This window comes from Streptomyces thermocarboxydovorans (assembly GCF_039524635.1).
In the GTDB taxonomy this organism is placed as follows: Bacteria; Actinomycetota; Actinomycetes; order Streptomycetales; family Streptomycetaceae; genus Streptomyces; species Streptomyces thermocarboxydovorans.
The window spans coordinates 77,631-98,883 of sequence record NZ_BAAAGU010000007.1; the positions used below are offsets into that span (position 1 = coordinate 77,631).

Below are 21,253 nucleotides of genomic sequence, written 5' to 3' on the forward strand. Positions count from 1 at the left end.
GGCTCCGGCGACGCGATTAGGATGATCAACGTGTCCGAAGAACAGCCCGCGCAGCACGCCCCGAGGTCCCTGATCGTCACGCTCTACGGCGCCTACGGCCGTTTCGTGCCGGGACCGGTGCCCGTCGCCGAGCTGATCCGGCTGCTGGCGGCGGTCGGCGTGGACGCCCCCTCGGTGCGCTCGTCGGTGTCCCGGCTCAAGCGGCGCGGGCTGCTCGTCCCGGCCCGCACCGCCGAGGGCGCGGCCGGCTACGAACTGTCGCCGGAGGCCCGCCAGTTGCTCGACGACGGCGACCGCCGCATCTACGCCACCGCGCCGCCCGAGGACGAGGGCTGGGTGCTCGCGGTGTTCTCGGTGCCGGAGTCCGAGCGGCACAAGCGGCACGTGCTGCGCTCCCGCCTGTCCCGCCTGGGCTTCGGCACGGCGGCACCCGGCGTGTGGATCGCCCCGGCGCGGCTGTACGAGGAGACCCGGCACACCCTTCAGCGGCTCGGCCTGGACACCTATGTGGACCTCTTCCGCGGTGAGCATCTGGGCTTCGCCGCGACCTCCGACGCGGTGGCCCGCTGGTGGGACCTGGCCGGGATCGCCAAGCAGCACGAGGCGTTCCTGGACCGCCACGAGCGGGTGCTGAAGGCGTGGGAGCGGCGCCCGGACACCCCGCCGGAGGAGGCGTACCGGGACTATCTGCTCGCCCTGGACTCCTGGCGCCACCTCCCTTACACCGACCCCGGCCTGCCGCCCGCGCTGCTGCCGCCCGACTGGCCCGGCGTGCGCTCCGCCGCCGTCTTCCGGGGCCTGCACGAGCGGCTGAGGGACGCGGGGGCCGAGTTCGTGGGGCTGTAGCCCCAGGGGCCTTCAGGTCTCCTCAGACATCCAGCGTGAGCCGGGGTTTGGGTGCGTCCGTGCGGCCCGTCTGGGGGCGTCTGCTGCCCGCCCGGTAGGGCGCCGGCCACACCGCGCCCGGCCCCTGGTAGCCCTGCTCGGCCGCCGCGTGCAGCGTCCAGTGCGGGTCGTAGAGGTGGGGGCGGGCGAGGGCGCACAGGTCCGCACGGCCCGCGAGGATCAGCGAGTTGACGTCGTCCCAGGAGGAGATCGCGCCCACGGCGATCACCGGGATGCCGACGCGGTGCCGGATGCGGTCGGCGAACGGCGTCTGGTACGAGCGGCCGAACTCCGGCTGCTCATCGGCGACCACCTGCCCGGTGGAGACGTCGATGGCGTCGGCGCCGTGCTCGGCGAAGGCGCGGGCGATCTCCACGGCGTCGTCGGCGGTGTTGCCGCCCTCCGCCCAGTCGGTGGCAGAGATCCGCACCGTCATGGGCCGGTCCTCGGGCCACACCGCGCGCACCGCGTCGAAGACCTCCAGCGGGAAGCGCAGCCGCTTCTGGAGTGAGCCGCCGTAGGCGTCGGTGCGGCGGTTGGTCAGCGGGGAGAGGAAGCCGGAGAGCAGATAGCCGTGGGCGCAGTGCAGTTCGAGCAGGTCGAAACCGGCGCGCGCGGCCCGCTGGGCGGCGGTGGTGAACTGCTCCCTTATGTCGGTGAGCTGGGCGCGGGTGAGTTCGCGGGGGGTCTGGCTGCCGGGCTTGTAGGGCAGCGGGGAGGCCGCGACCAGGGGCCAGTTGCCGTGGTCCAGCGGCTCGTCCATGCCCTCCCACATCAGCTTGGTGGACCCCTTGCGGCCGCTGTGGCCGAGCTGCACGCCGATCGCGGTGCCCGGGGACCGGCTGTGCACGAAGTCGACGATCCGCCGCCAGGCCTCGGCCTGCCGGCCGGTGTACAGGCCGGCGCAGCCGGGGGTGATGCGGCCCTGCTCGCTGACGCACACCATCTCCGTCATCACCAGTCCGGCCCCGCCCAGCGCGCGGGCGCCGAGGTGGACGAGGTGGAAGTCGCCGGGGACGCCGTCGACGGCCGAGTACATGTCCATCGGGGAGACCACGACCCGGTTGCGCAGGGTCACCTCGCGCAGCCGGAACGGGGTGAACATCGGCGGGGTGCCGGGCGGGCAGCCGAACTCGCGCTCCACCGACTCGGTGAAGCGGGCGTCGCGCAGCCGGAGGTTGTCGTGGGTGACCCGGCGGCTGCGGGTGAGCAGGTTGAAGGCGAACCGCAGCGGCGGCTGGTCGAGGTAGAGGTCCAGGTTCTCGAACCATTCGAGGCTGGCCCGTGCGGCGCGCTGGGTGGAGGCGACCACCGGGCGCCGCTCGGCCTCGTAGGCCGTGAGCGCCTCCGGGACGGTGGGGTGTTCGCGCAGGCAGGCGGCGAGCGCGAGGGCGTCCTCGACGGCGAGCTTGGTGCCGGAGCCGATCGAGAAGTGGGCGGTGTGGGCAGCGTCGCCGAGGAGCACCAGGTTGTTGTGCGACCAGCGCTCGTTGACGACGGTGCGGAAGGTCGTCCAGACCGAGTTGTTGGAGCGCAGCGGGCGTCCGCCGAGCGCCTCGGAGAAGATCTTGGCGCAGCGTTCGACCGACTCGGTCTCGCCGAGTTCGTCGAATCCCGCGGCGCGCCAGACCTCCTCGCGCATCTCGACGATGACGGTGGAGGCGTCGGCGGAGTACGGGTAGCCGTGCAGTTGCATCACGCCGTGCTCGGTCTCGGCGATCTCGAAGCGGAAGGCGTCGAAGGCGAAGTCGGCGGCGAGCCAGATGTAGCGGCAGCGGTGCGGGGTGATGCGGGGGCGGAAGACCTCCTGGAAAGCGGTGCGGGTGGTGCTGTGGACCCCGTCGGCGGCGATGACCAGGTCGTGGGTCTCCATCAGCCGGGCGGGGTCGGGGGCGGGGGTGCCGAAGCGCAGGTCGACGCCGAGGGAGCGGCAGCGGTCGTGCAGGATCTGAAGCAGCCGGCGGCGGCCGAGGGCGGCGAAGCCGTGCCCGGAGGAGGTGTGCCGGTTGCCGCGGTGGACGATGTCGATGTCCTCCCAGCGGACGAACTCCTTGCGCAGCGCCTCGTAGACGACGGGGTCGGCGTGCTCGATGCCGCCGAGGGTCTCGTCGGAGAGGACGACGCCGAAGCCGAAGGTGTCGTCGGGGGCGTTGCGTTCCCAGAGGGTCACCCGGCGGGTGGGGTCCAGGCGTTTGAGCAGCGCGGCGGCGTAAAGGCCGCCGGGGCCGCCGCCGGCGATCGCGATCTGCTGGGTGGACGGCATCCCTACCTCCCCTGCCACTTCGGGGGGCGCTTCTCGGTGAAGGCGGCGTGGAACTCGGCGTAGTCCGCGCCGTTCATCAGCAGGGCCTGGGTGGAGGCGTCGAGTTCGACGGCGGCCGCCAGGGGCATGTCCAGCTCCGCGGTCAGCAGGGCCTTGGTCTGGGCGTGGGCCAGGGCGGGGCCGTCGGCCAGGCGGCGGGCCAGCGCCTGGGCGGCCTGGTCGGCTCCGCCGTCCTCGGCCATCTCGCTGATCAGGCCGATGCGTTCGGCCTCGGGGGCGCGGACCGGTTCGCCGAGCATCAGCAGCCGGGTGGCGTGGCCGAGGCCGACCACGCGCGGCAGCAGATAGGCCGCGCCCATGTCGCCGCCGGACAGCCCGACGCGGGTGAAGAGGAAGGCGAAGCGGGCGGTCGGGTCGGCCACCCGGAAGTCGCTGGCCAGGGCGAGGACCGCGCCGGCGCCGGCCGCCACCCCGTGGACGGCGGCGATCACCGGGAAGGGGCATTCCCGGATGGCGCGGACCACCTGGCCGGTCATCCGGTTGAAGTCGAGGAGCTGGGCGGTGTCCATGGCGAGGGTGGCGCCGATGATCTCGTCGACGTCGCCGCCGGAGCAGAAGCCGCGCCCCTCGCCGGCCAGCACCAGGGCCCGCACGGCGCGCTCGCGGGACAGCTCGGCCAGCAGATCGCGCAGGTCGGCGTAGGCGCCGAAGGTGAGCGCGTTGAGCTTGTCGGGGCGGGCGAGGGTGACGGTGGCGACGCCGTCGTCGATGCCGACGCGCACATGCTCCCAGCGGGCGGTGCGGGCGGCGGAGCCGGTGAAGGGACTCATCAGGGCGGCCTCCTCGAAGCGGGCGCGGCACTGCTCGCTGAGCTCTACCACCCGAAGTTATCACTCATTCGTGACTGTCGTCAGGTAGGCGCAATATGGCGTGCCATACGACCGCCGCGTTCGTCACGGCTCGTCCACAGGGAGGTAACGGTGCCGGCCGGGAGGGGAGGCGGCGGAACGGGCTGGGTAGGCCGTCCGGTGCCGGGATCACCCGGCCGTACCATTGAGTAATTGAAAGCAGGACGGCCTGCTGCCATGAACGGACCCGCCTTGTACGAACGCTCCTCAGCCCCCGCCTCCTGGCGCGTGGCGCTGCCGCACAGCACCGCCGCGGTGCCCGTGGCCCGTGCGCTGGTCCGTACGGCCCTGACCGAGCAGGACCACTCCGCCGACCGCGACACGGCGGAGCTGCTGACCGCCGAACTGGTGGCCAACGCCGTCGAGCACACCTGCGCCGGCACGCCGATAGAGCTGGTGGTGCGGCTGCTGCCTAACGGCTGCCGGGTCGAGGTGCACGACGGCGACCCGGAGCCGCCCGGCGATCTGACCCGGCCGTCCCCCGGCATGCCGGACCCCTGGCAGGAGCACGGGCGCGGCCTGCTGCTCCTGCGCACCCTGAGCTCGTCCTGCGGGCACCGCCCGACCGAGTCCGGCAAGGCGGTGTGGTTCTACCTCTCCCCGCTCCCCCGGCAGCGCGAGCCGCACCCTTAGACGGATACCCCGGGTCAGCCCATAGACGGACACCCCGGGTCAGCCCAGGGTCGCGACCAGCAGCGCCTTGATGGTGTGCATCCGGTTCTCCGCCTCGTCGAAGACCACCGAGTGGGGCGACTCGAAGACCTCGTCGGTCACCTCGAGCGAGTCCAGGCCGTGGGCCTCGTGCACCTCGCGGGCGACCGCGGTGCCGAGGTCATGGAAGGCCGGCAGGCAGTGCAGGAACTTCACCTCGGGATTCCCGGTGGCACGCAGCACGTCCATGGTCACCGCGTAGGGGGCGAGGGCCGCGATCCGCTCGGCCCAGACCTCCTTGGGCTCGCCCATGGACACCCAGACGTCGGTGGCCACGAAGTCCACGCCGGCCACGCCCTCGGCGACCTCCTCGGTGAGCGTGATGCGGGCCCCGCTGGCGGCGGCCAGCTCGCGGGCGCGGTCCACGATCTCCTGGGCGGGCCAGTACGTCTTCGGCGCGACGATCCGGACGTCCATGCCCAGCAGGGCCGCGGTGACCAGGTAGGAGTTGCCCATGTTGAAGCGGGCGTCGCCGAGGTAGGCGAAGGCGATGTCGGTGAGGGGCTTGGCGCAGTGCTCGGTCATGGTGAGCAGGTCGGCGAGCATCTGGGTGGGGTGCCAGTCGTCGGTGAGCCCGTTGTAGACGGGCACCCCGGCGTACCGGGCGAGCTCCTCCACCTTGGCCTGGCTGTCCCCGCGGTACTCGATCGCGTCGTACATCCGCCCCAGCACCCGGGCGGTGTCCTTCACCGACTCCTTGTGCCCGATCTGTGAGCCGGACGGGTCGAGGTAGGTGGTGTGGGCGCCCTGGTCGGCGGCGGCGACCTCGAAGGCGCAGCGGGTGCGGGTCGAGGTCTTCTCGAAGATCAGCGCGATGTTGCGGCCCCGCAGCCGCTGGGTCTCGGTGCCCGCCTTCTTGGCGGCCTTGAGCTCCGCGGCGAGGGCGAGGAGGTGCCGGAGCTCCTCGCCGGTGAAGTCGAGCTCCTTCAGGAAGTGGCGGCCGCCGAGGTCTGTCGCCATGCGAGCTCCCGGATCCTTGATGACTATACGAACGAATGCATCACTATACAGAATGCATCACTATACCGACTCGGTCCTCAGTCCAGTGCCCGGGTCAGCAGTTCCTGCAGCCGCAGGCCGCGGGCCGCGTCCAGCTCGCCGGACCTGCCCGCGCGCACGGCCGCCGCGAACTCCCGGCGCAGCACCGGCCAGCACTCCTCATGGTCGATCCCCGCGGTGTCGTACACCAACTCGTTCTCGGTCCCGAACAGCTCGATGCGGGTGCGCACGCCCGGCAGCCGCACCGCGCCCGACAGGGAGGCCTGGCTGACCGCGCCGTTCGCGTGCTCGCAGGTCAGCTCGATCCAGCGGCGCGGGTCGCCGGTGCCGCGGATCGACACCACGGGGCCCACCGCCTCGTCCAGCAGGTCGATCAGATGCGGGCCGAGGTCCGGAGCGGGCGGCACGGCTGACCGACGCCCTGCTGGAGCGGCTGTGGGACTCCGGTGACGGGATCTTCCGGTGCCGGGACGTGATCTCCGGCGAACCGATCGACGAGCGCAGCGTGGCGGGGCTGATGCCGCTGCTGGTGCCCGGCCTGCCCGCCGAGGTGGCCGGGGCCCTGCACACCACACTCACCGGCCCGCACTTCCGGCTCGGCGAGCTGCCGTTGGTGCCGTCGTACGACCTGAAGGGTCCCGCGTTCGACCCGTCGCGATACTGGCGCGGGGCCCGCGTGGTTCAACACCGCGTGGGTGATCGAGCGCGGGCTGCGGCAGTACAGGCTGCTCGCCGACGCGGTCGCGGGCGCGGTGGACTCCGGATTCGCCGAGTACGTCGACCCCTTCACCGGTGAGGCGCGCGGCACGCGCGGCTTCGCGTGGACGGCGGCGCTGGCGCTGGACCTGGCGGTGACGGCGGTGACGACATGAGAGGAGATCAGGTGCTTCTGGTGAGGGACGGCACGTTCGCGGCGCTGAGCCCGTCCGGCGGGATCACCGGGCGCCGGGGCACGTCCCCGGACGGCCTGTTCCGCTGCGACGCGCGCCATCTGAGCCGCTGGCGGCTCACCGTGGACGGCGCGGAGCCCGCAGTGCTGTCGCCCGCGGCGGACGGCGCGGTGCCCGCGGTGTCGGTGCTGATGCCGCAGGGCGTGCGGGACGAGCCCGCCGCGTACACCGTCTTCCGTGAGCAGGCAGTCGCCTCCGGGGTGCTGCTGGAGCGGCTGCGCCTGGTCAGCAACCGGCCGGCGGAGGCGACGGTCCGTCTGGAGCTGCTGGCCGACGCGGACTTCGCGGACCAGTTCGAGCTGCGGTCCGACGGGCGGGAGTACGACAAGGGCGACGGCCGGCGGTCAGTCGCGGTGCTGCCCGACGGCGCCGAGTTCACTTACCGCCGGGGCGAGGACTGGTCGGCGTCCACCGCGGTGCGCGGCACCCCGGCCCCGGAGTCGGTCCGGCAGACCGGGGAGGGTGTGCTGCTCGGCTGGACGCTGACACTGCCGCCGCACGGCGAGGCGGAGCTGACGGTGCGGGCCCAGGCACGGACGCCCGGCGGGCGGATCGTGTCCGAGGTGGCGACTCCGGCGCGGGCGGCGGCCGAACTGGCGGCGGACATCGAGGAGTTCGCCCTGCCGTGGGTCGTGGAGGGCACGGACCGGCTGGCCCGCGCCTGTGCGCAGGGCCTCGCCGACCTCGCCCTGCTGCGGGTGCCGGCCACCGGACCCGACGGCGAGGAGCTGCGGGTGCCGGGCGCCGGGATCCCCTGGTTCCTGACCCTGTTCGGGCGGGACTCACTGCTCACCTCGCTCTTCGCGCTGCCCTACCGTCCCGGGCTGGCCGAGCACACGCTGCTGGCGCTCGCCGCGACCCAGGGCACCGAGTACGACGCCTTCCGCAACGAGCAGCCGGGGCGCATCGTGCACGAGGTGCGCAGCGGGGAGCTGGCGCACTTCCGGCAGGTCCCGTACGGGCGTTACTACGGGGCGGTCGACTCCACGCCGCTGTTCCTGGTGCTGCTGCACGCCCACCGGGAGCTGGCGGCCCGGCTGGAGTCGCACGCGCGGGCCGCCGTCGACTGGATGCTCGGCGACGGCGGGCTGACCGAGCACGGCTGGCTGGTCTACATGCCCGAACCCCAAAGCCGCATCACTCCCGGACACCCGCCCGTCCCCCCGGGGCCCCGGAGCCGCATGGCGCTCAGGCGCACCCCGCCGGGCAATCCAGGCACCCCAAAGCCGCATCACTCCCGGACACCCGCCCGTCCCCCCGGGGCCCCGGAGCCGCATGGCGCTCAGGCGCACCCCGCCGGGCAATCCAGGCGCCCCGAAGGCCCCATGGCTCTCGGGCTCCCGCCCGTCTCTCCGGTATCCGGAGCCGCCGCTGCCGGGGGCTCAGCCGACCGGGTCGCGCTCCACCGGGCAGCTCATGCAGCGGGGGCCGCCGCGGCCGCGGCCCAGTTCGCTGCCCGGGATCTCGATCACCTCGATGCCCTGCTTGCGCAGATGCGTATTGGTGGTGGAGTTCCGCTCGTAGGCGACGACCACGCCCGGCTCGACCGCCAGGACGTTGCAGCCGTCGTCCCACTGCTCGCGCTCCGCCGAGTGCACGTCCTGGGTGGCGGTCAGCACCCGGATCTCGCTGAGCCCCAGGGCGGCGGCGATGGCGCGGTGCATGTGCTCCGGCGGATGGTCGGTGACCTTCAGCTCCTTCTCGCCGGCGCCCGGTTCGATGGTGTAGGAGCGCAGCATGCCGAGGCCCGCGTACTGGGTGAAGGTGTCGCCGTCGATCATCGTCATCACCGTGTCGAGGTGCATGAAGGCGCGTCTCTTCGGCATGTCCAGGGCCACGAGGGTCTGCGCCGAACCGGCCGCGAACAGCTTGTGCGCCAGCATCTCCACGGCCTGCGGGGTGGTCCGCTCGCTCATCCCGATCAGCACCGCGCCGTTGCCGATGACCAGCACGTCGCCGCCCTCGATGGTGGACGGGTAGTCGGCCTGGCCCTCGGACCAGACGTGGAAGCGCTCGCGGGTGAACAGCGGATGGTGGCGGTAGATCGCCTCGAAGTGCACCGTCTCGCGCTGCCGCGCCGGCCAGCGCATGGCGTTGATGGCGACCCCGTCGTAGATCCAGGCGGAGGTGTCCCGGGTGAAGAGGTGGTTGGGCAGCGGGTCGAGCAGGAAGTCGTCCAGCTCCATGGCGTGGAAGCGCACGGAGACCGGCTCGGCGTGGGCGTCCAGGAACTCCCGCTTGGTCATGCCGCCGACCAGCACCGAGGCCAGTTCGGCCGCGGGAAGGGTCTCGAAGGCGGCCCGCAGATGGTCGGCGGCCAGCGGACCGTACTCCTTCTCGTCGAAGACCCGGTCCAGGACGAGTGCCCGCGCGGCCGGGATCTCCAGCGTCTCGGTGAGCAGATCGCCGAAGAGGTGCACGGTGACGCCCCGGTCGCGCAGCACGTCCGCGAAACCATCGTGCTCGGCACGTGCCCGGCGCACCCAGAGCACGTCGTCGAAGAGCAGCGCGTCCTTGTTGCTCGGCGTGAGCCTTTTGAGCTCGAGGTCGGGCCGGTGCAGGATGACGCGGCGCAGTCGCCCGGCCTCGGAGTCGACGTGGTAGGTCATGCCTCCATCCTGACCACTCGAGCGCCTGTTCACCCCCCTGTTGCACAGACTCGTCGGCGGCCCGGGTCACCCCGGCGGACTCAGCCGCCGCTCGGGTCACCCGGGGGACTCACCGGCCGCCCGGTCACCCGGCGAGCCGGGCCGGCACCAGTTCGGGCCGGGCCAGCATGCGCCGGGCGGCCGCCCCCGGCTCCAGCGCGGCCCGGGCGACGATCCATCCGGCGAGCAGATGCGGGTCGCCGGGCTCCCGGGCCAGCTCCTTGGCGTAGCCCTCGAGGGCGGCGGCCGGGTCGCCCGCGGCGAGGTGTTCGTCGGGGGTGCGCGGATGCTCGGGCGCGGTGGCGAAGGCGTGGGTGCGGTGGTCGGGCCAGGGGGCGCGGTCGGGTCGCAGCGGCGGAGTGCCGGGCGGTGTGTCACCGGTGAGGGGAGCGCCCTGCCTCCCGGCCGGGCGGGCCACGTTGCGCAGGCGCCACTCGGTGCGGTGCAGGGCGGCGGCGGTGCGGGCCCGGGTGAGGGCGGCGGGGTCGACGGGCTCGCGCAGCCAGCCGTCGAGGGTGCGGGCGAGGCCGGTGACCAGGGCGTGCCCGGCGGGGGTGAGCCGGCCGCTGGTGAGCAGGGTGCGCACCACCAGCCGGCTCTGGGTGCGGCGCAGCGCGAAGTGGTAGGCGGCCGTCCCGGCGTGCTCGGGCTCGGCCAGGCGGTCGCGCCAGAATCCGGCGACGCCGGTGAAGGCGTAGGCGCCGTGCAGCAGGCCGGTGAGATGGCGCGGGTCGTGGCGCCAGGGGGCGTAGTAGTGCTCGGCCCGGTCGTCGTCGAGGAGCGGGAAGAGGTGGATCAGGGCGGCGAGCTTGCTGTGCTGGAACTCGTGGACCAGCGCCTCGGCGAGCGCGGTCGCCGAGGCGGGGCGGGCGATGACCATGGCGCCGTAGGAGTCACCGCTGGAGGCGGACACCCGGACGTCGGGCGGCGGCTCGGGCAGCAGGCTGGTCCGCTCCCAGGGCACGATGGTCCGGATCACGGCGGGGTCGAGCCGTCCGGGCGGGCCCGCGTCGCCCGCCGCGGCGAGGATGCCGGCGGCCTCGTCGAACAGCCGCTGCCAGGCCCCGGCCTCCTCGGCGTCCAGCCGGGCGGGCGGTACGGGGCCGTCGAGGTCGCGGTAGGGGTCCAGGTCCTCCAGCGGGACGGCGGTGTCTCCGGCGGGCGTGGTGAGCGTGCGCAGGGGCAGCCAGTGCAGCGTCTCGGCGCGGGCGGCGTCGCCGACGGGCACCGGTCGCGGGCGGCATCTCAGGGAGGCCGGCCGTCCGGCCCGGTCGGGGCCGGTGAGCGTCAGTTCTCCGGCGCGGGTCCTGGCCCGGCCCGCCGTCAGTCCCCCGGCGCCCTCCGGGAGGCACGCCGTGCCAAGCCCCGGCAGGGACAGGGCGCCGTCGACCAGCGGCACGAGCAGGTCGGTGTCGGTGCCGGCGTGCAGGGCCGCGGCGACGGTGAGCGCGTTGAGCCGTCCCGCCTCGGCCCACAGCGGCGGTCCGGTCGCGGTGCCGTGCACCCGGCGCAGCAGATGGGCGATCCAGCCGCCCGTGGTCGGCGCGAGCAGCAGCCGGTCGACCGGTCCGGGCGCGTGCTCGGCCGCTTCCTTCAGCAGCCGCCAGGCCTCGGCGGCCGGGGTGAGCGGGGTGGGCAGGTCCGCCAGGTGGTCCAGGACGGTGCGCAGCAGCAGCAACCGGCGGGCGCGCTCGGCCCGTTCGAGGAAGGCCAGGGCCTCGGGGGAGCCGCCGCCGGCGGCCAGTTCCGCGAACAGGTGCTCGGGCATGCGGAACGGGGTGGGGCGCTGCTCGGCGGTCGTCACCGGTGACCTCCGGTCGGTGGGCGGGCATGCGAAAGCGCTGCGGGGCGCTTTCCCGCAGCGGCGAGGTGCTACTCGGCGCGGCCCGTCTCGCCCCCGCCCTTCATGCCGCCCCGGGATCGCAGGACTTCGGTGAGAAGGCGGGTACCGGGCCGGAGCGGAGCGAGTCGGTCCACGGCGGTCAGGGGCAGAGCCGCGAGGTCCGCCAGGTCCGACTCCACGACGGCAGCCCCGGCCGCGGTGCCGGGCTCTCGGGCGGCGGCAACGGCGTTGCGCTGAGCGGGCGGCTGATGCAAGGTGCGTCCCCCTTCTCGCACGGTGGCACGCGATGCCCCGTGTCCCTATCCATCATGGCCACTGATGCCCGCATCGAAAACCATACGATCACGCCACCCGATCATCATGCATCGTGCGTATGTCCGGATGAGGCTCCCAACTCCCTTGACATGAAGTTCAATTCGCGCTCCGCTCGGCAACGGGCGGGCGGCGGCGGCCGCTTCGGCGTACGCCCTCGCGAAGCCTCCGGCTCCGGCCCGACGGGACTGGTGAGACCGCAGTGACCCGCGGGCCGGCCACGCTGTGACGGGGCGGGCCAGTGGTGCCGCGGGGACGGGGTGCGGGACCACTGGCCCGGCGCGCTTCGGCACGGGGCGCCATCAGCGGCGATACGGGCGGTGCGGCGGGCATCCGGGCGGGCGGAGGGCGGGTGCGGCCCGGACGGCCCGGCCTGCCGGAGGCCGGTCTTCCGGTGCCCTGGCGCCGGACCGGCCCGAGGCCGGGGTACGGCAGAGCACGACCCGCTCCTGTGAGAGGCGCGAGGCGTGCCCATACGGCCGGAAACCATCCCTCCGCATCGGGACGGCCGCCCCGCGCCGGATGCGTACGCAAACCGGCGGGGCGTCCGGAGGACGTACCGAAGGGGCGCATGAGGAGCGCATGACGGCACGCGCGGTCGCCCGCACCGCCGGACGAGGCACGAGGGGCGCACGCTCCGCCCGCCCGTGTCGCCACCGCGTCCGCCCCCGGCGGCCGGACGGCGGACGCCCGCCCCCCGAACGGCGCACCGCTCCCTGCGCCGTCGGCGATCACCGGCGCTTGCTTCCGGTGATCCACCACCCGGGCGTGTACGACTGCCGATGCGCCGTCAGCCGGCCGGTACGGTGCGACGGCTGTGCATCACTCACCCCGGGTGGCGGCGACCGGCCGCCGGACCGGACCGTGCTGGAAGAGAGCTGGAAGAGAGGGGGACACATGAGCCCTGACGCGCTGATCACCCACCTCGTGGGGGCCTCGGCACTGATCCTCGTGGCCGCGCACGCAGCGGGATGGGCCGCCCGGCGCCTGGGCCAGCCGTACATCGCCGGCCAGCTGGTAGCGGGCATGGCGCTCGGTCCCTCGCTGCTCGGCGGCGTGGCGCCCGGCGTGTACGCGCGGCTTTTCCCCGCGGAGATCGACACGGCGCTGACCGGGTTCGCCCAGTTCGCCCTGGTGGTCTTCCTGTTCGCGGTGGGCTACGAGCTCGACCTGAAGGTGCTGGGCGACCGGGCGCGGACGACGGTGACGGTGGCGCTCGCCTCGTTCGTCGTGCCCATGGCTGCGGGCACCGGCGGGGCGCTGCTGTTCCGCGAGCAGCTCAGCGGGCTCGGCATGCCGCGCGACCCCTCCCCCGCCGTGCTGGTGTTCGCGGGGCTCGCCCTGTCGATAACGGCGGTGCCGGTGCTGACCGCGATCGTGCGGGAGAACGGCCTCGCCCCCACGGTGCCCGGCGTGGTCGCCGTCTCGGCGGCGGGACTCCTCGACGTGGTGTGCTGGACGGTCCTGGCCGGGACGATGCTGGACAGCGGCGACGGCCACGCCCTCACCTGGCCCTGGCGCCTGCTGCTCGCCGCCGGATTCGTGCTCCTGATGCTCCTCGCGGCCCGGCCGCTGCTGCGCCGGCTGCTGTGGCGCGCCGGGACCTCTCCCGCGCTGCGGCCGGCGCTGCTCATCGGTTTCGCCCTCGCCTCGGCCGGGGTGTCGCACGCCGTGGGCCTGCATGTGATCTTCGGTGCGCTGCTGGCGGGAGTGGTCACCCCCCGGGAGCCGGACGGCACCCTGGACCCGGATCTGCTGCGGCCGCTGAACGACGTCGGCTCGCTGCTGCTGCCGTTCTTCTTCGTGGTCTCCGGCCGTGCCGTCACGCTGAACACCATGGGCACCGCGGGCTGGACCGCCCTGCTTGCCGTGACGGTCCTGGCGGTGCTCACCAAGGTCGGCAGCGGCACGTGGGCCGCCCGGCTGGGCGGTCTCGGCCGCCAGGACGCCCGCACCGTGGGCGTCCTGCTGAGCGCCCGCGGCCTCACCGAGCTGATCGCCCTCGACGCCGGCCTGCGCGCCGGCCTGCTCAGTCCCGACCTGTACACCGTCCTGGTCTTCATGGCCCTGGCCACCACCCTGCTGACCCAGCCGCTGCTGCGCCTGACCCGCCCTCAAGGCGGAGGGGAGCGCACCCGCCCGCCGTACGACGCGGGCCCGGCCGCGCGCCCGACGCCCGCAGGACAGGACGGCACCCGTGCGGCCCCGGTCGCCGACCTGAGCTGAGAGAGACACCCAGCTGAGAGAGACACCCGGAGACATCTGACACGACGACGGGCGGGCGGCACCGAGTGCCGCCCGCCCGTCGTCGTCGCTGCCCGACGCCCTACAGCGGCATCGGCGCCATGTCGACGTCGATCCGGCGGCGGTGACGGGCCGCCACCAGCCACGGGTGGTCGGGCCGGACCACCCGGGTGAAGCCCTCCACCGCCGTGCGCTGCGCCTCGTCCGCCTCTTCGCCCCGGCCGAGCCCCCGCAGATCCAGCGAGAGGTTCGCCCGGCAGGCGAAGGTCAGCGGGTGCTCCTCCCCGGCGATCTCCTCCAGCCGCGGCAGATTGGCCGAGTCGATCTCGTGCGCCCGGTCGAAGTCCAGCTGCGCGTACGCCGTGCTGGCCTGGCCGAGGGCCACGGTGAGCGTGGTCACGTGCTCGGCCCCCAGGGTGGCGCTCAGCCGGCCCGCCACCTCCTCCTCGATGTCGTGGGCCTGGTCCAGCCGGCCCTTGGCCCGCAGGGTGGACGCCACGTTCGCCTGCGCCATCAGTGTGTACGCGTGGTCGTCGCCGAACAGGGTGGCGTAGCGCCGGGCCGTGTCCTCGCCCTGCTCCAGCGACCGGTCCAGATCCCCGGCGAGCCGGCGGTCCACGGAGAGGTTCAGCGCCGACGCCAGCGAGTCGGCGTGCAGCGGGCCGTAGCGGGACAGGAAGCGCCGCAGGGTCTCCTCGGAGAGCTTCACCGCCTCGTCCAGCGCACCGTCGCGGCGCAGGCAGACGGCGAGGTTGCGGGCCACGCGCAGGGTGAGCGGGTGCTCCTCGCCCATGGCGGTCCGGGCGCGCCGGTGGACGTCCTCCTGGAAGTCGCGGGCGCCCGGGTAGTCACCGCTCTCCCGCATGTCGATGGAGAGGCCGTTGAGCGTGTTGAGGGTGAAGAAGCTGGCCGGGCCGTACATCAGCTCCCGCAGCCGGGCGTTCTCCTGGTCCAGCTCCAGCGCCTCGCGGAACTGTCCGCACAGCCGCAGGTCGACGGCCCAGCTGTGGGTGGCGCGCAGCGTCATCGGGTCGTCCGGGCCCATCAGCGAGCGGGCCAGTTCCGTGGCCTCCTTGCCCAGGTCCCGCGCCTCGGCGAAGCGGCCCTGGTAACGGCGGGCGTCGGCCATCTCGCACAGCGAGTCGATGAGGTCCTCGGCGTCGACGTCGTCGCTGCGCCGGCAGACCTCCAGGGCCTTCTCGGTCAGCGGGATGGCCTCCGCGATCTGACCGACCTGACGCAGCGTGAAGGCCAGGCTCTTGGCGATACGGATGACGTGGATGTCCTCCTCGCCGGAGGCGGCGAGCCACGCGTTGTACGCCTGCCGGGCGAGGTCCACGGCGCCCTCGTGGTCGCCCCAGTAGTACAGGAACAGGGCGGTGTCGTAGACCAGTTCGCGCACATAGGTGTCGGTGCTGGTCACCGCCTGGGAGGCCAGGATGTGCGGCAGCAGCATCTGGTAGGAGCGCCATTCCAGCGACGAGGCGTAGTTGCCGGGCTTGGCCGCCGACAGCAGCTGGTGGGCGGCGTCGCGCATGCGCTCGTGCTGCTCGCGGTCGAGTTTGGCGAGGAGCACCGTCTGCAGCAGACGGTGCATCTGCAGGGTGTCGGACCTGGGGTCGACCTTCACCAGGGAGAACTGGCTCAGGTCGCGCACCGCGCGGTTCAGCTTGATGGACTCGCGCAGCAGCGGGTCGACCTCGGGCGTGATGTTGACCCCGCGGCTGCCGCGCAGCATGGACCGCGGGATGGGCTCGGGCGCCATACTGGCGCAGATGTCGAGCAGCTGCCGGGCACCGGGGTTCCTCTCCTTGATGCGCTCCAGGGAGATGTCCCAGGCGGCGGCGACGGAGACCGGGTAGTCGGGGGCCGGGTCGAGCTCCAGGATCTCCGGGCTGCGCTGGGCGAGCAGGTCGAGGTACTCGTCGACCAGCATGCCGGTGACGGCCCGCCAGGCGCCCGCCTGCTCGATGGCCAGCGGCAGGTCGCCGAGGGCCTCGGCGAGCCGGTCGGCGTCCTCGGTGGTCAGGTCGGGCGAGCGCTTCTGCAGCAGCTCGATGGACTCCTCCCGGTCGAAGACGTTCACCGGCAGCGGGGTGGCGACGCGTTCCCAGGCCCGGTTGCGGGAGGTGACGATGACCTTGCCGGGTCCGTTGGCCGGGAAGTAGCGGCGCACCGTGTCGATTTCCTCGGCGTTGTCGAAGACCAGCAGCCAGTTGCGGTACGGGCTGCCGGAACGCAGGGCCTCCAGTACGGCGGGCACGGCGGCGTTGGCGGCGGGGGCGCCGCCCGCGGAGTCGTGGCCCGCGGGGGCCACGCCGAGCGCGTCGGCGAGGTGGGCCAGCGCGGCCAGGATGAGGCTCTCCCGCTCGGCGGGGATCCAGCAGATGACGCTGTACTCGTGCTGGTGGGTGTAGATGTACTCGAGGGCGAGCTGGGACTTGCCGACGCCGCCGAGCCCGTGCAGGGCGTGCGGCAGGACGGCCGCCGTGTCCTGCGCGCCGAGCTGCTCCTCCACGGCCCGCAGCAGTGCCTGCCGGCCGACGAACGACGTGTTCCGCAGCGGAACGTTCACCAGAAGGGCCGGCGTTGCGGTCGTGGTGCTCTGCATGAGCTGCTCAGCCTCCGGGGCTTCGGGGTGGGTCTCGGTCACCGGGGTCGGCAAGGGATCTCCAGAGGAGTCGGGGTGGTCGGACGCTGGATGACTCCCTGCCTGATCGTCTCGGGAGTCGCCGCCATCTGGGTTGTTCGTCCCTTGGTGGGCGCTGGGCTCCACCCGTTCGGCCCCGTCGGGCATGCGCCTCAAGGGGTCGGGATGGATGCGGTTCGCACGTTCGGAGTAGGGCCCGGACAGGGCGCGCATCACGGCGAGTTCGCTGCGCACCCAGCCGGCCTCGGCGGGGTCGGGCAGCGTGGTGCCGACCGGGTCGCGCAGGGCGGCGCGCAGCGCCATGCCCCGCTCGCCGGCGGCCGGCAGGTCGCCCACCACGCTGACGGTGCGGGCGAGCTGGGTGCGGGTGGTGGCGGCGAGCAGCGCCTCGCGCACCCCGTCCGCGAACTCGGGGCGTCCTTGGCCCGCGCCGTCCCAGTCGATGAGCCCGCCCATGAGGATCTCGGCGACATGGTCCGGCCCGGTGTCGGGCATGAGCCTGCGCCGCAGCTGCTCGACCAGCTCGAACTCGAAGGGGACGGCGGCCAGTTGGGTGGCCAGGCGGCGGGCCTTCGGGGTGGCGAGGGTGAAGAAGCGGCGCACGGCCGCGGCGGCGGCGCGCGGGAAGCGCGGGGCGCGCAGTCCGGGGGCGGGGGCGCCCTTGGTGAGGGTGCCGGCGAGGACGACGGGCAGCGAGCGGCGCACTCCGCGGTCGCCGGTGACGAGGTCGGCCCAGGCGGCGATCGAGGCGGGCTTGAGGGAGAGCACCGGGACGGGCAGCGAGTCGTCGCCGGCCTCGGGCAGGGGGCGCATGGGGTCGGGGCCGCCGGGCGGCGCCCAGTGTCCGAGGGCGTCGTTGGCCGCGCCGAATCCGCCCGCCTCCAGGACCGCCGGGTGGGGGTAGAGGGAGCTGCGGTGGCGCAGATGGGGCGGGAGCAGATGGACCAGGGCGGTGGGGCCGGCGTGCGCGAGTCGGCCGAGGAGAGTGTCGGCGGCGGGGGCGGCCCAGCCGTGGCCGAGTCCGTCGGTGACGACGAGGAAGACCCGTCCGCCGCGGCCGTCGATCAGCTCGGCCGGGTCGGCGACGGCGCCGCCGCTGGTCCAGTGCAGCGTGGGCGAGCCGCTGCGCGGGACGACGACCCGGACGGTGCGCACACTGCGGAAGGCGCCGCTGTGCTCGGCGGCCTCGGCGAGCCGGGCCACCGTCTCCTCCCAGATCCGCATGGTGGGCGCGTCGTCGGCGAGCAGCACCAGGTCGAAGGCGGTGGTGCGGGCGGGCCGCAGGAACGGCAGCCACAGCCCGTCGGCGACGCCCTGTTCGGCGGTGGCCTCCTCGTCGAGCTCGTGGGCGTCGCGGGAGGACACGCGGCGCTGCAGCTGGTGCAGGGCGCGGGCCAGCTGGGCGGTGCGGCGTCCGGGGCCGTGCTGCGGCTGGTTGGCGTCGTCGGCCAGCAGCGGCGGGGCGAGATGCAGGGTGACGGAGCCCTCGGGGTCGGGTAACAGGCCACCGCCGGGGCGCTCGGGGGCGGGGCCCGGCAGTCCGTCCAGGGGGTCGGGCACGGGACGGCGGGGACCGTCGAAGGGGTCGTCGGACCGCCGCCCGTCGCGTTCGGTGGCCGTGGCGGCCGGGGCGGGTGCGGTCGGGTCGGTGAGGGCCGGGGAGCTTGCCGCCTCTCCGACCGTCGGCGCGGGGTCCTGCGGACGGGACGTGTGCCCGGCTTCCTCAGCGCTGGGCTGGGCTTCCCCGGTGCCGGCGCGCTCGGCTTCTCCGGTGTTCGCGGGCTCGGCTTTCCCGGTGCTGCCGGGGCGCGCGGCGGCGGGGCCTTCGTCCTGGCGCCGCCCGGCTCCCGGCCCGTTCGCGGCGGGGCCGCCGTGGCGGTCCCAGTACGCGGCGAGCCACACCGCGTCGGCGACCTCCTGCCAGCGCGGCGCCTCGTCCTGGGCGGCGGCCGTGTGCGGGGCAGGAGGAAGGAGGCTCTGGTACTCGCTCGCGTACCCGTCGGGTTCGGGGAACGCCGAAGGAGGCGACGACCCCGACACTGGTCCGCCGCCGGATCCGGATGCGCGCTCCCTGGGAAAGCCGTTGTTCATTCAGCGGCCCTTCGCGAGGTCGCGGAGGAGCATTTCCACGAGCTTACGCCCGTTGCCGTCGACCTGGAAACCACCCAGGGTAGTGATCTGGACAGCGTTGAGTAGCTGATCCAGGGAGTGCGTGCCGCCCGCCTGGACCCGCTGGAGGAACAGGTCCACCAGCTCCTCGGTGCCCTCGGGGTGCTCCCCCAGATGCCGCTTCACCATGGCGAGCAGGCGCTCGCGGGTGGGTGTGCGCAGTTCGAGCGGCAGACAGCGCCTGCGGAAGGCGGCCGGAAACTCCCGTTCGCCGTTGCTGGTGATCACCACGACCGGGAACTCCCGGCACTCGACCCGCCCTTGGCGCACCTCGGCGCGGACCCCGGGGTCGCTGGTGTGGACGCTCGCGGTCTCGGCGGCGTCGCGGACCAGCTCCGGGACGTCATAGCTTCCGTTCTCCAGCACGTGCAACAAATCGTTAGGCAGGTCGATGTCGCTCTTGTCGAGCTCGTCGACAAGAAGCACCCGCGGACGATCGTAGGGCAGAAGAGCCGTGCCGAGTGGCCCGAGGGTGATGAAATCCCCGAGCAGCGGCGGAAGTTGACGTTCATTCAATACGACGGCGGGCTCGCGCTGCTCGGGCAGGCCCGCGGGGGCGGCAGCTCCCGGGCCGCCGCGCAGCCCGGCCTGCCAGGCGGCGATGGCCTGGGCTCGCCCCATGGCGTCGTGGTTGTACAGGCCGTCCTTCAGCGTCGTCCGGCTGACGATGTTCCACTCCAGGACCCGGCCGAGCCCCAGTTCCCGGGCGATCACATGGGCGAGGGTGGACTTGCCGACGCCGGGCGGGCCGGTGATCAGCAGCGGGCGGCGCAGCAGCAGCGCGGCGTTGACGACGTCGATCTCGTCGGAGCCGAGCTGCGGGGTGAGCTCGTCGGGGCCGATGCGGCGCAGCGCGGCCTCGGGGTCGTCGGGCGGCGGAGGCAGGGCCGGGCCGCCGCGGAAGCGGCGCCAGGGCGGGGCCGGGGGCAGGACCGGCGGGGTTTGCGGGGCCATGCCGGTGGCGTGGAAGACCCGCCAGCCGTCCGGGGCCGGGGCGGGGGACACGGTCGCCTGCTCCTCCTGCGCGGTCATGCCGGTGTCTCCTCGCTGGCGAGATCGCCGTCGTCGGTGTGGATGTCGACCAGTCGTGTGGGATCGTCCCAGAAGAAGGCGATATGACGTCCGAGCAGCTCCGGGCTCTGCTCCTCACCGACCGCCTTCCGGCGCAGCCGGTGGATCGCCATGGGGATCTGCGCGGCGAACGGGACGGAGGCGAACACCGCGGTGACCACCTCGCGCCGCTCCTCCTTGAAGACTCCCCGGCGGTCCCAGACGGCGAGCGCTATGCCCTCCGCGATCGCGGCCTTCAGCGCCTCCAGCGCGGGCGTGTCGTCGGGCGCGTCGAGCACCACGGCGGTATGCCCGGTGTCCTCGGCGAGGGCGGTCTGCCAGGCGTCCAGCCGGTGGGCGTCGGCGGCGGTCCAGCGGTGCACCGCCACGCCGTGCCGGCGCAGCCGCTGCCACCGCTCCTGCCACTGCCGCCGGACCAGCACGTCGTCGGTGCGCATCCGTTCCAGGCTGCGCAGATGGACCGCGTAGCGCAGGCCGAGCGGCAGCGCGCGTCCGTGGCCGACCTGGAAGGTCAGGCTCGCCACGTCGTGATTGAGCAGGTCGTAAGGGAGCACGAACTCCACGAAGGTGGGCTGGTCGGGGCCGGGCGGACGGGGTCCGGCCGGGGTGGTCCACAGGCGGGAGCCCTGCCGCAGCGCGCGTTCCACCGCCTGGCCGAGGCCGGGCAGGGTGGTGACGGTGGGCTCGCCGGGCTGGGGGTCCCAGTAGCCGGGGACGGTGTTGAGCCAGGTGCGCACCACGTACTCGCCGGAGCCGTCGCGGGCGGGCTCCACGGCGACGATCAGGCAGCAGGGGATGTCCGGGTCGGCCGTGGCCCTCGCCCGTTCGGTGCGCCGCTCGGCCACGGCGGCCGTCAGCCCGGCGCGCTGGGCCCAGCCGTCGACCCATTTGACCAGCGGGGCCCCCTGCCCGGGCGTGGACATCAGCTGGGCGGTGATGTCGAGGAGGATCACCGCGGGCGGCAGTCCGTCCGGCTGGGCGTTCCACTCCAGGACGTGCGCGAACAGCTGGTCGGGGGTGAGGCCGTCGGGCAGATGGAGGCCGCCGAGCTCCGCGGCGAGCCGCTCCCGTAACCGGGCGGGGCGCACCTCCCGTTCGGCGTCGGCGAGCAGGGCGCGGGCCGAGCGGACGTCGTGCCCGGTCAGGGGGCCGGGCAGGGTGGCCGCCGGGGGCGGTGCGGCGGGGGCGATCAGCCGGCCCAGCTCGTCGGCCGGCGCGGTCCCCTCGTAGAGCTCGACCACTCTCACCAGTACGCGTTCGCCGCCCGGGACGTTCAGCGCGGCGCGCACCATGGCCACCGCGTCCTCACGGAGCCTCAGGCCGCGCACGTCGATGGTGCGGCCCAGCTGTTCGCCGAGCACGGTGGCGAACTGGGCGCGGCTCTGCGCGTCCGCCATGCAGACCAGATCGCACAGGGCGTCGGTGAGTCGTAACAGCAGTTCCAGACCTCGCGTGCGCGACGTCCCGCCCCCGGGTCCGCCGAGCCCCTCGCCGTTCTCCACCGACTGTCCCCCATGAGTCGGTTCGCCTGCCTGACCGACCTGCGAAGTTAGCACGGCAACTGACGGTTAACCAGGGACGGGTGAGGTCCCGGGGCGGG

The 21,253-nt window shown here is 73.8% G+C and carries 12 protein-coding genes and 3 pseudogenes; 6 read left to right on the forward strand and 9 right to left on the reverse strand.

The features are described from left to right. Positions 1–21 precede the first annotated feature (21 nt). Positions 22–846: a PaaX family transcriptional regulator gene (locus ABD198_RS04805; RefSeq protein WP_343998077.1), complete on the forward strand. Its 825-nt coding sequence runs from the start codon at positions 22–24 to the stop codon at positions 844–846. Positions 847–868: 22 nt separating this feature from the next. Here the strand turns inward: ABD198_RS04805 and ABD198_RS04810 are convergent, their stop codons facing one another. Then, entirely contained in the window at positions 869–3,148 is a 2,280-nt protein-coding gene (locus tag ABD198_RS04810; RefSeq protein ID WP_343998079.1) for a bifunctional salicylyl-CoA 5-hydroxylase/oxidoreductase, read from the reverse strand. A 2-nt stretch (positions 3,149–3,150) separates the two neighbouring features. Continuing rightward, positions 3,151–3,978 carry an enoyl-CoA hydratase family protein gene (locus tag ABD198_RS04815; protein WP_343998117.1) on the reverse strand — a complete coding sequence of 276 codons (828 nt, stop codon included), beginning with the start codon at positions 3,976–3,978 and terminating at the stop codon, positions 3,151–3,153. Positions 3,979–4,233: 255 nt separating this feature from the next. On the opposite strand from ABD198_RS04815, the gene ABD198_RS04820 reads away from it, so the two are divergent. Then, complete coding sequence (locus tag ABD198_RS04820) at positions 4,234–4,689, forward strand: ATP-binding protein (protein ID WP_343998081.1); 456 nt, start codon at positions 4,234–4,236, stop codon at positions 4,687–4,689. Positions 4,690–4,728: 39 nt separating this feature from the next. Here the strand turns inward: ABD198_RS04820 and argF are convergent, their stop codons facing one another. Together argF and ABD198_RS04830 are read right to left on the reverse strand one after the other, a co-directional pair. Beyond that, positions 4,729–5,727 carry an ornithine carbamoyltransferase gene (argF, locus tag ABD198_RS04825; protein ID WP_343998082.1) on the reverse strand — a complete coding sequence of 333 codons (999 nt, stop codon included), beginning with the start codon at positions 5,725–5,727 and terminating at the stop codon, positions 4,729–4,731. A 77-nt stretch (positions 5,728–5,804) separates the two neighbouring features. Continuing rightward, positions 5,805–6,158, reverse strand: a pseudogene (locus tag ABD198_RS04830) (gfo/Idh/MocA family oxidoreductase); the annotation flags it as partial. 41 nt (positions 6,159–6,199) lie between these two features. Between ABD198_RS04830 and ABD198_RS30665 the strand changes: the two are divergent. The 3 genes and pseudogenes from ABD198_RS30665 to ABD198_RS04840 form a co-directional block, all read left to right on the forward strand. Beyond that, a pseudogene (locus ABD198_RS30665) lies at positions 6,200–6,373 on the forward strand (MGH1-like glycoside hydrolase domain-containing protein); the annotation flags it as partial. 88 nt (positions 6,374–6,461) lie between these two features. Beyond that, a complete protein-coding gene (locus tag ABD198_RS30670) occupies positions 6,462–6,638 on the forward strand; it encodes an MGH1-like glycoside hydrolase domain-containing protein (RefSeq protein WP_425580416.1) in 177 nt (58 codons plus the stop codon). Continuing rightward, positions 6,635–7,831, forward strand: a pseudogene (locus ABD198_RS04840) (glycogen debranching N-terminal domain-containing protein); the annotation flags it as partial. The gene ABD198_RS30670 and the pseudogene ABD198_RS04840, both read left to right, overlap by 4 nt. Positions 7,832–8,098: 267 nt before the next feature. On the opposite strand, the gene ABD198_RS04845 reads toward ABD198_RS04840, so the two are convergent. Both ABD198_RS04845 and ABD198_RS04850 read right to left on the reverse strand, forming a co-directional pair. Next, positions 8,099–9,325, reverse strand: coding sequence for an arginine deiminase (locus ABD198_RS04845; RefSeq protein ID WP_343998083.1), 1,227 nt, complete (start codon positions 9,323–9,325; stop codon positions 8,099–8,101). A 124-nt stretch (positions 9,326–9,449) separates the two neighbouring features. Further along, on the reverse strand, positions 9,450–11,168 hold the full coding sequence (locus ABD198_RS04850; protein ID WP_343998084.1) for an HEXXH motif domain-containing protein: 1,719 nt from the start codon (positions 11,166–11,168) through the stop codon (positions 9,450–9,452). 1,248 nt (positions 11,169–12,416) lie between these two features. On the opposite strand from ABD198_RS04850, the gene ABD198_RS04855 reads away from it, so the two are divergent. Beyond that, the gene (locus tag ABD198_RS04855; RefSeq protein ID WP_343998085.1) at positions 12,417–13,745 is read left to right on the forward strand and encodes a cation:proton antiporter; all 1,329 of its coding nucleotides are present in this window, start codon (positions 12,417–12,419) and stop codon (positions 13,743–13,745) included. A 100-nt stretch (positions 13,746–13,845) separates the two neighbouring features. Here ABD198_RS04855 and fxsT read toward each other — a convergent pair whose 3' ends face one another. The 3 genes from fxsT to ABD198_RS04870 are packed head-to-tail and all read right to left on the reverse strand — an operon-like array spanning position 13,846 to position 21,155. After that, positions 13,846–18,504: an FxSxx-COOH system tetratricopeptide repeat protein gene (gene fxsT, locus ABD198_RS04860; protein WP_425580417.1), complete on the reverse strand. Its 4,659-nt coding sequence runs from the start codon at positions 18,502–18,504 to the stop codon at positions 13,846–13,848. Continuing rightward, the gene (locus ABD198_RS04865) at positions 18,505–19,614 is read right to left on the reverse strand and encodes an AAA family ATPase (protein ID WP_343998087.1); all 1,110 of its coding nucleotides are present in this window, start codon (positions 19,612–19,614) and stop codon (positions 18,505–18,507) included. Then, a complete protein-coding gene (locus ABD198_RS04870) occupies positions 19,611–21,155 on the reverse strand; it encodes a VMAP-C domain-containing protein (protein ID WP_343998088.1) in 1,545 nt (514 codons plus the stop codon). The genes ABD198_RS04865 and ABD198_RS04870 overlap by 4 nt, the downstream gene beginning before the upstream one ends. Between the last annotated feature and the right edge of the window lie 98 nt (positions 21,156–21,253).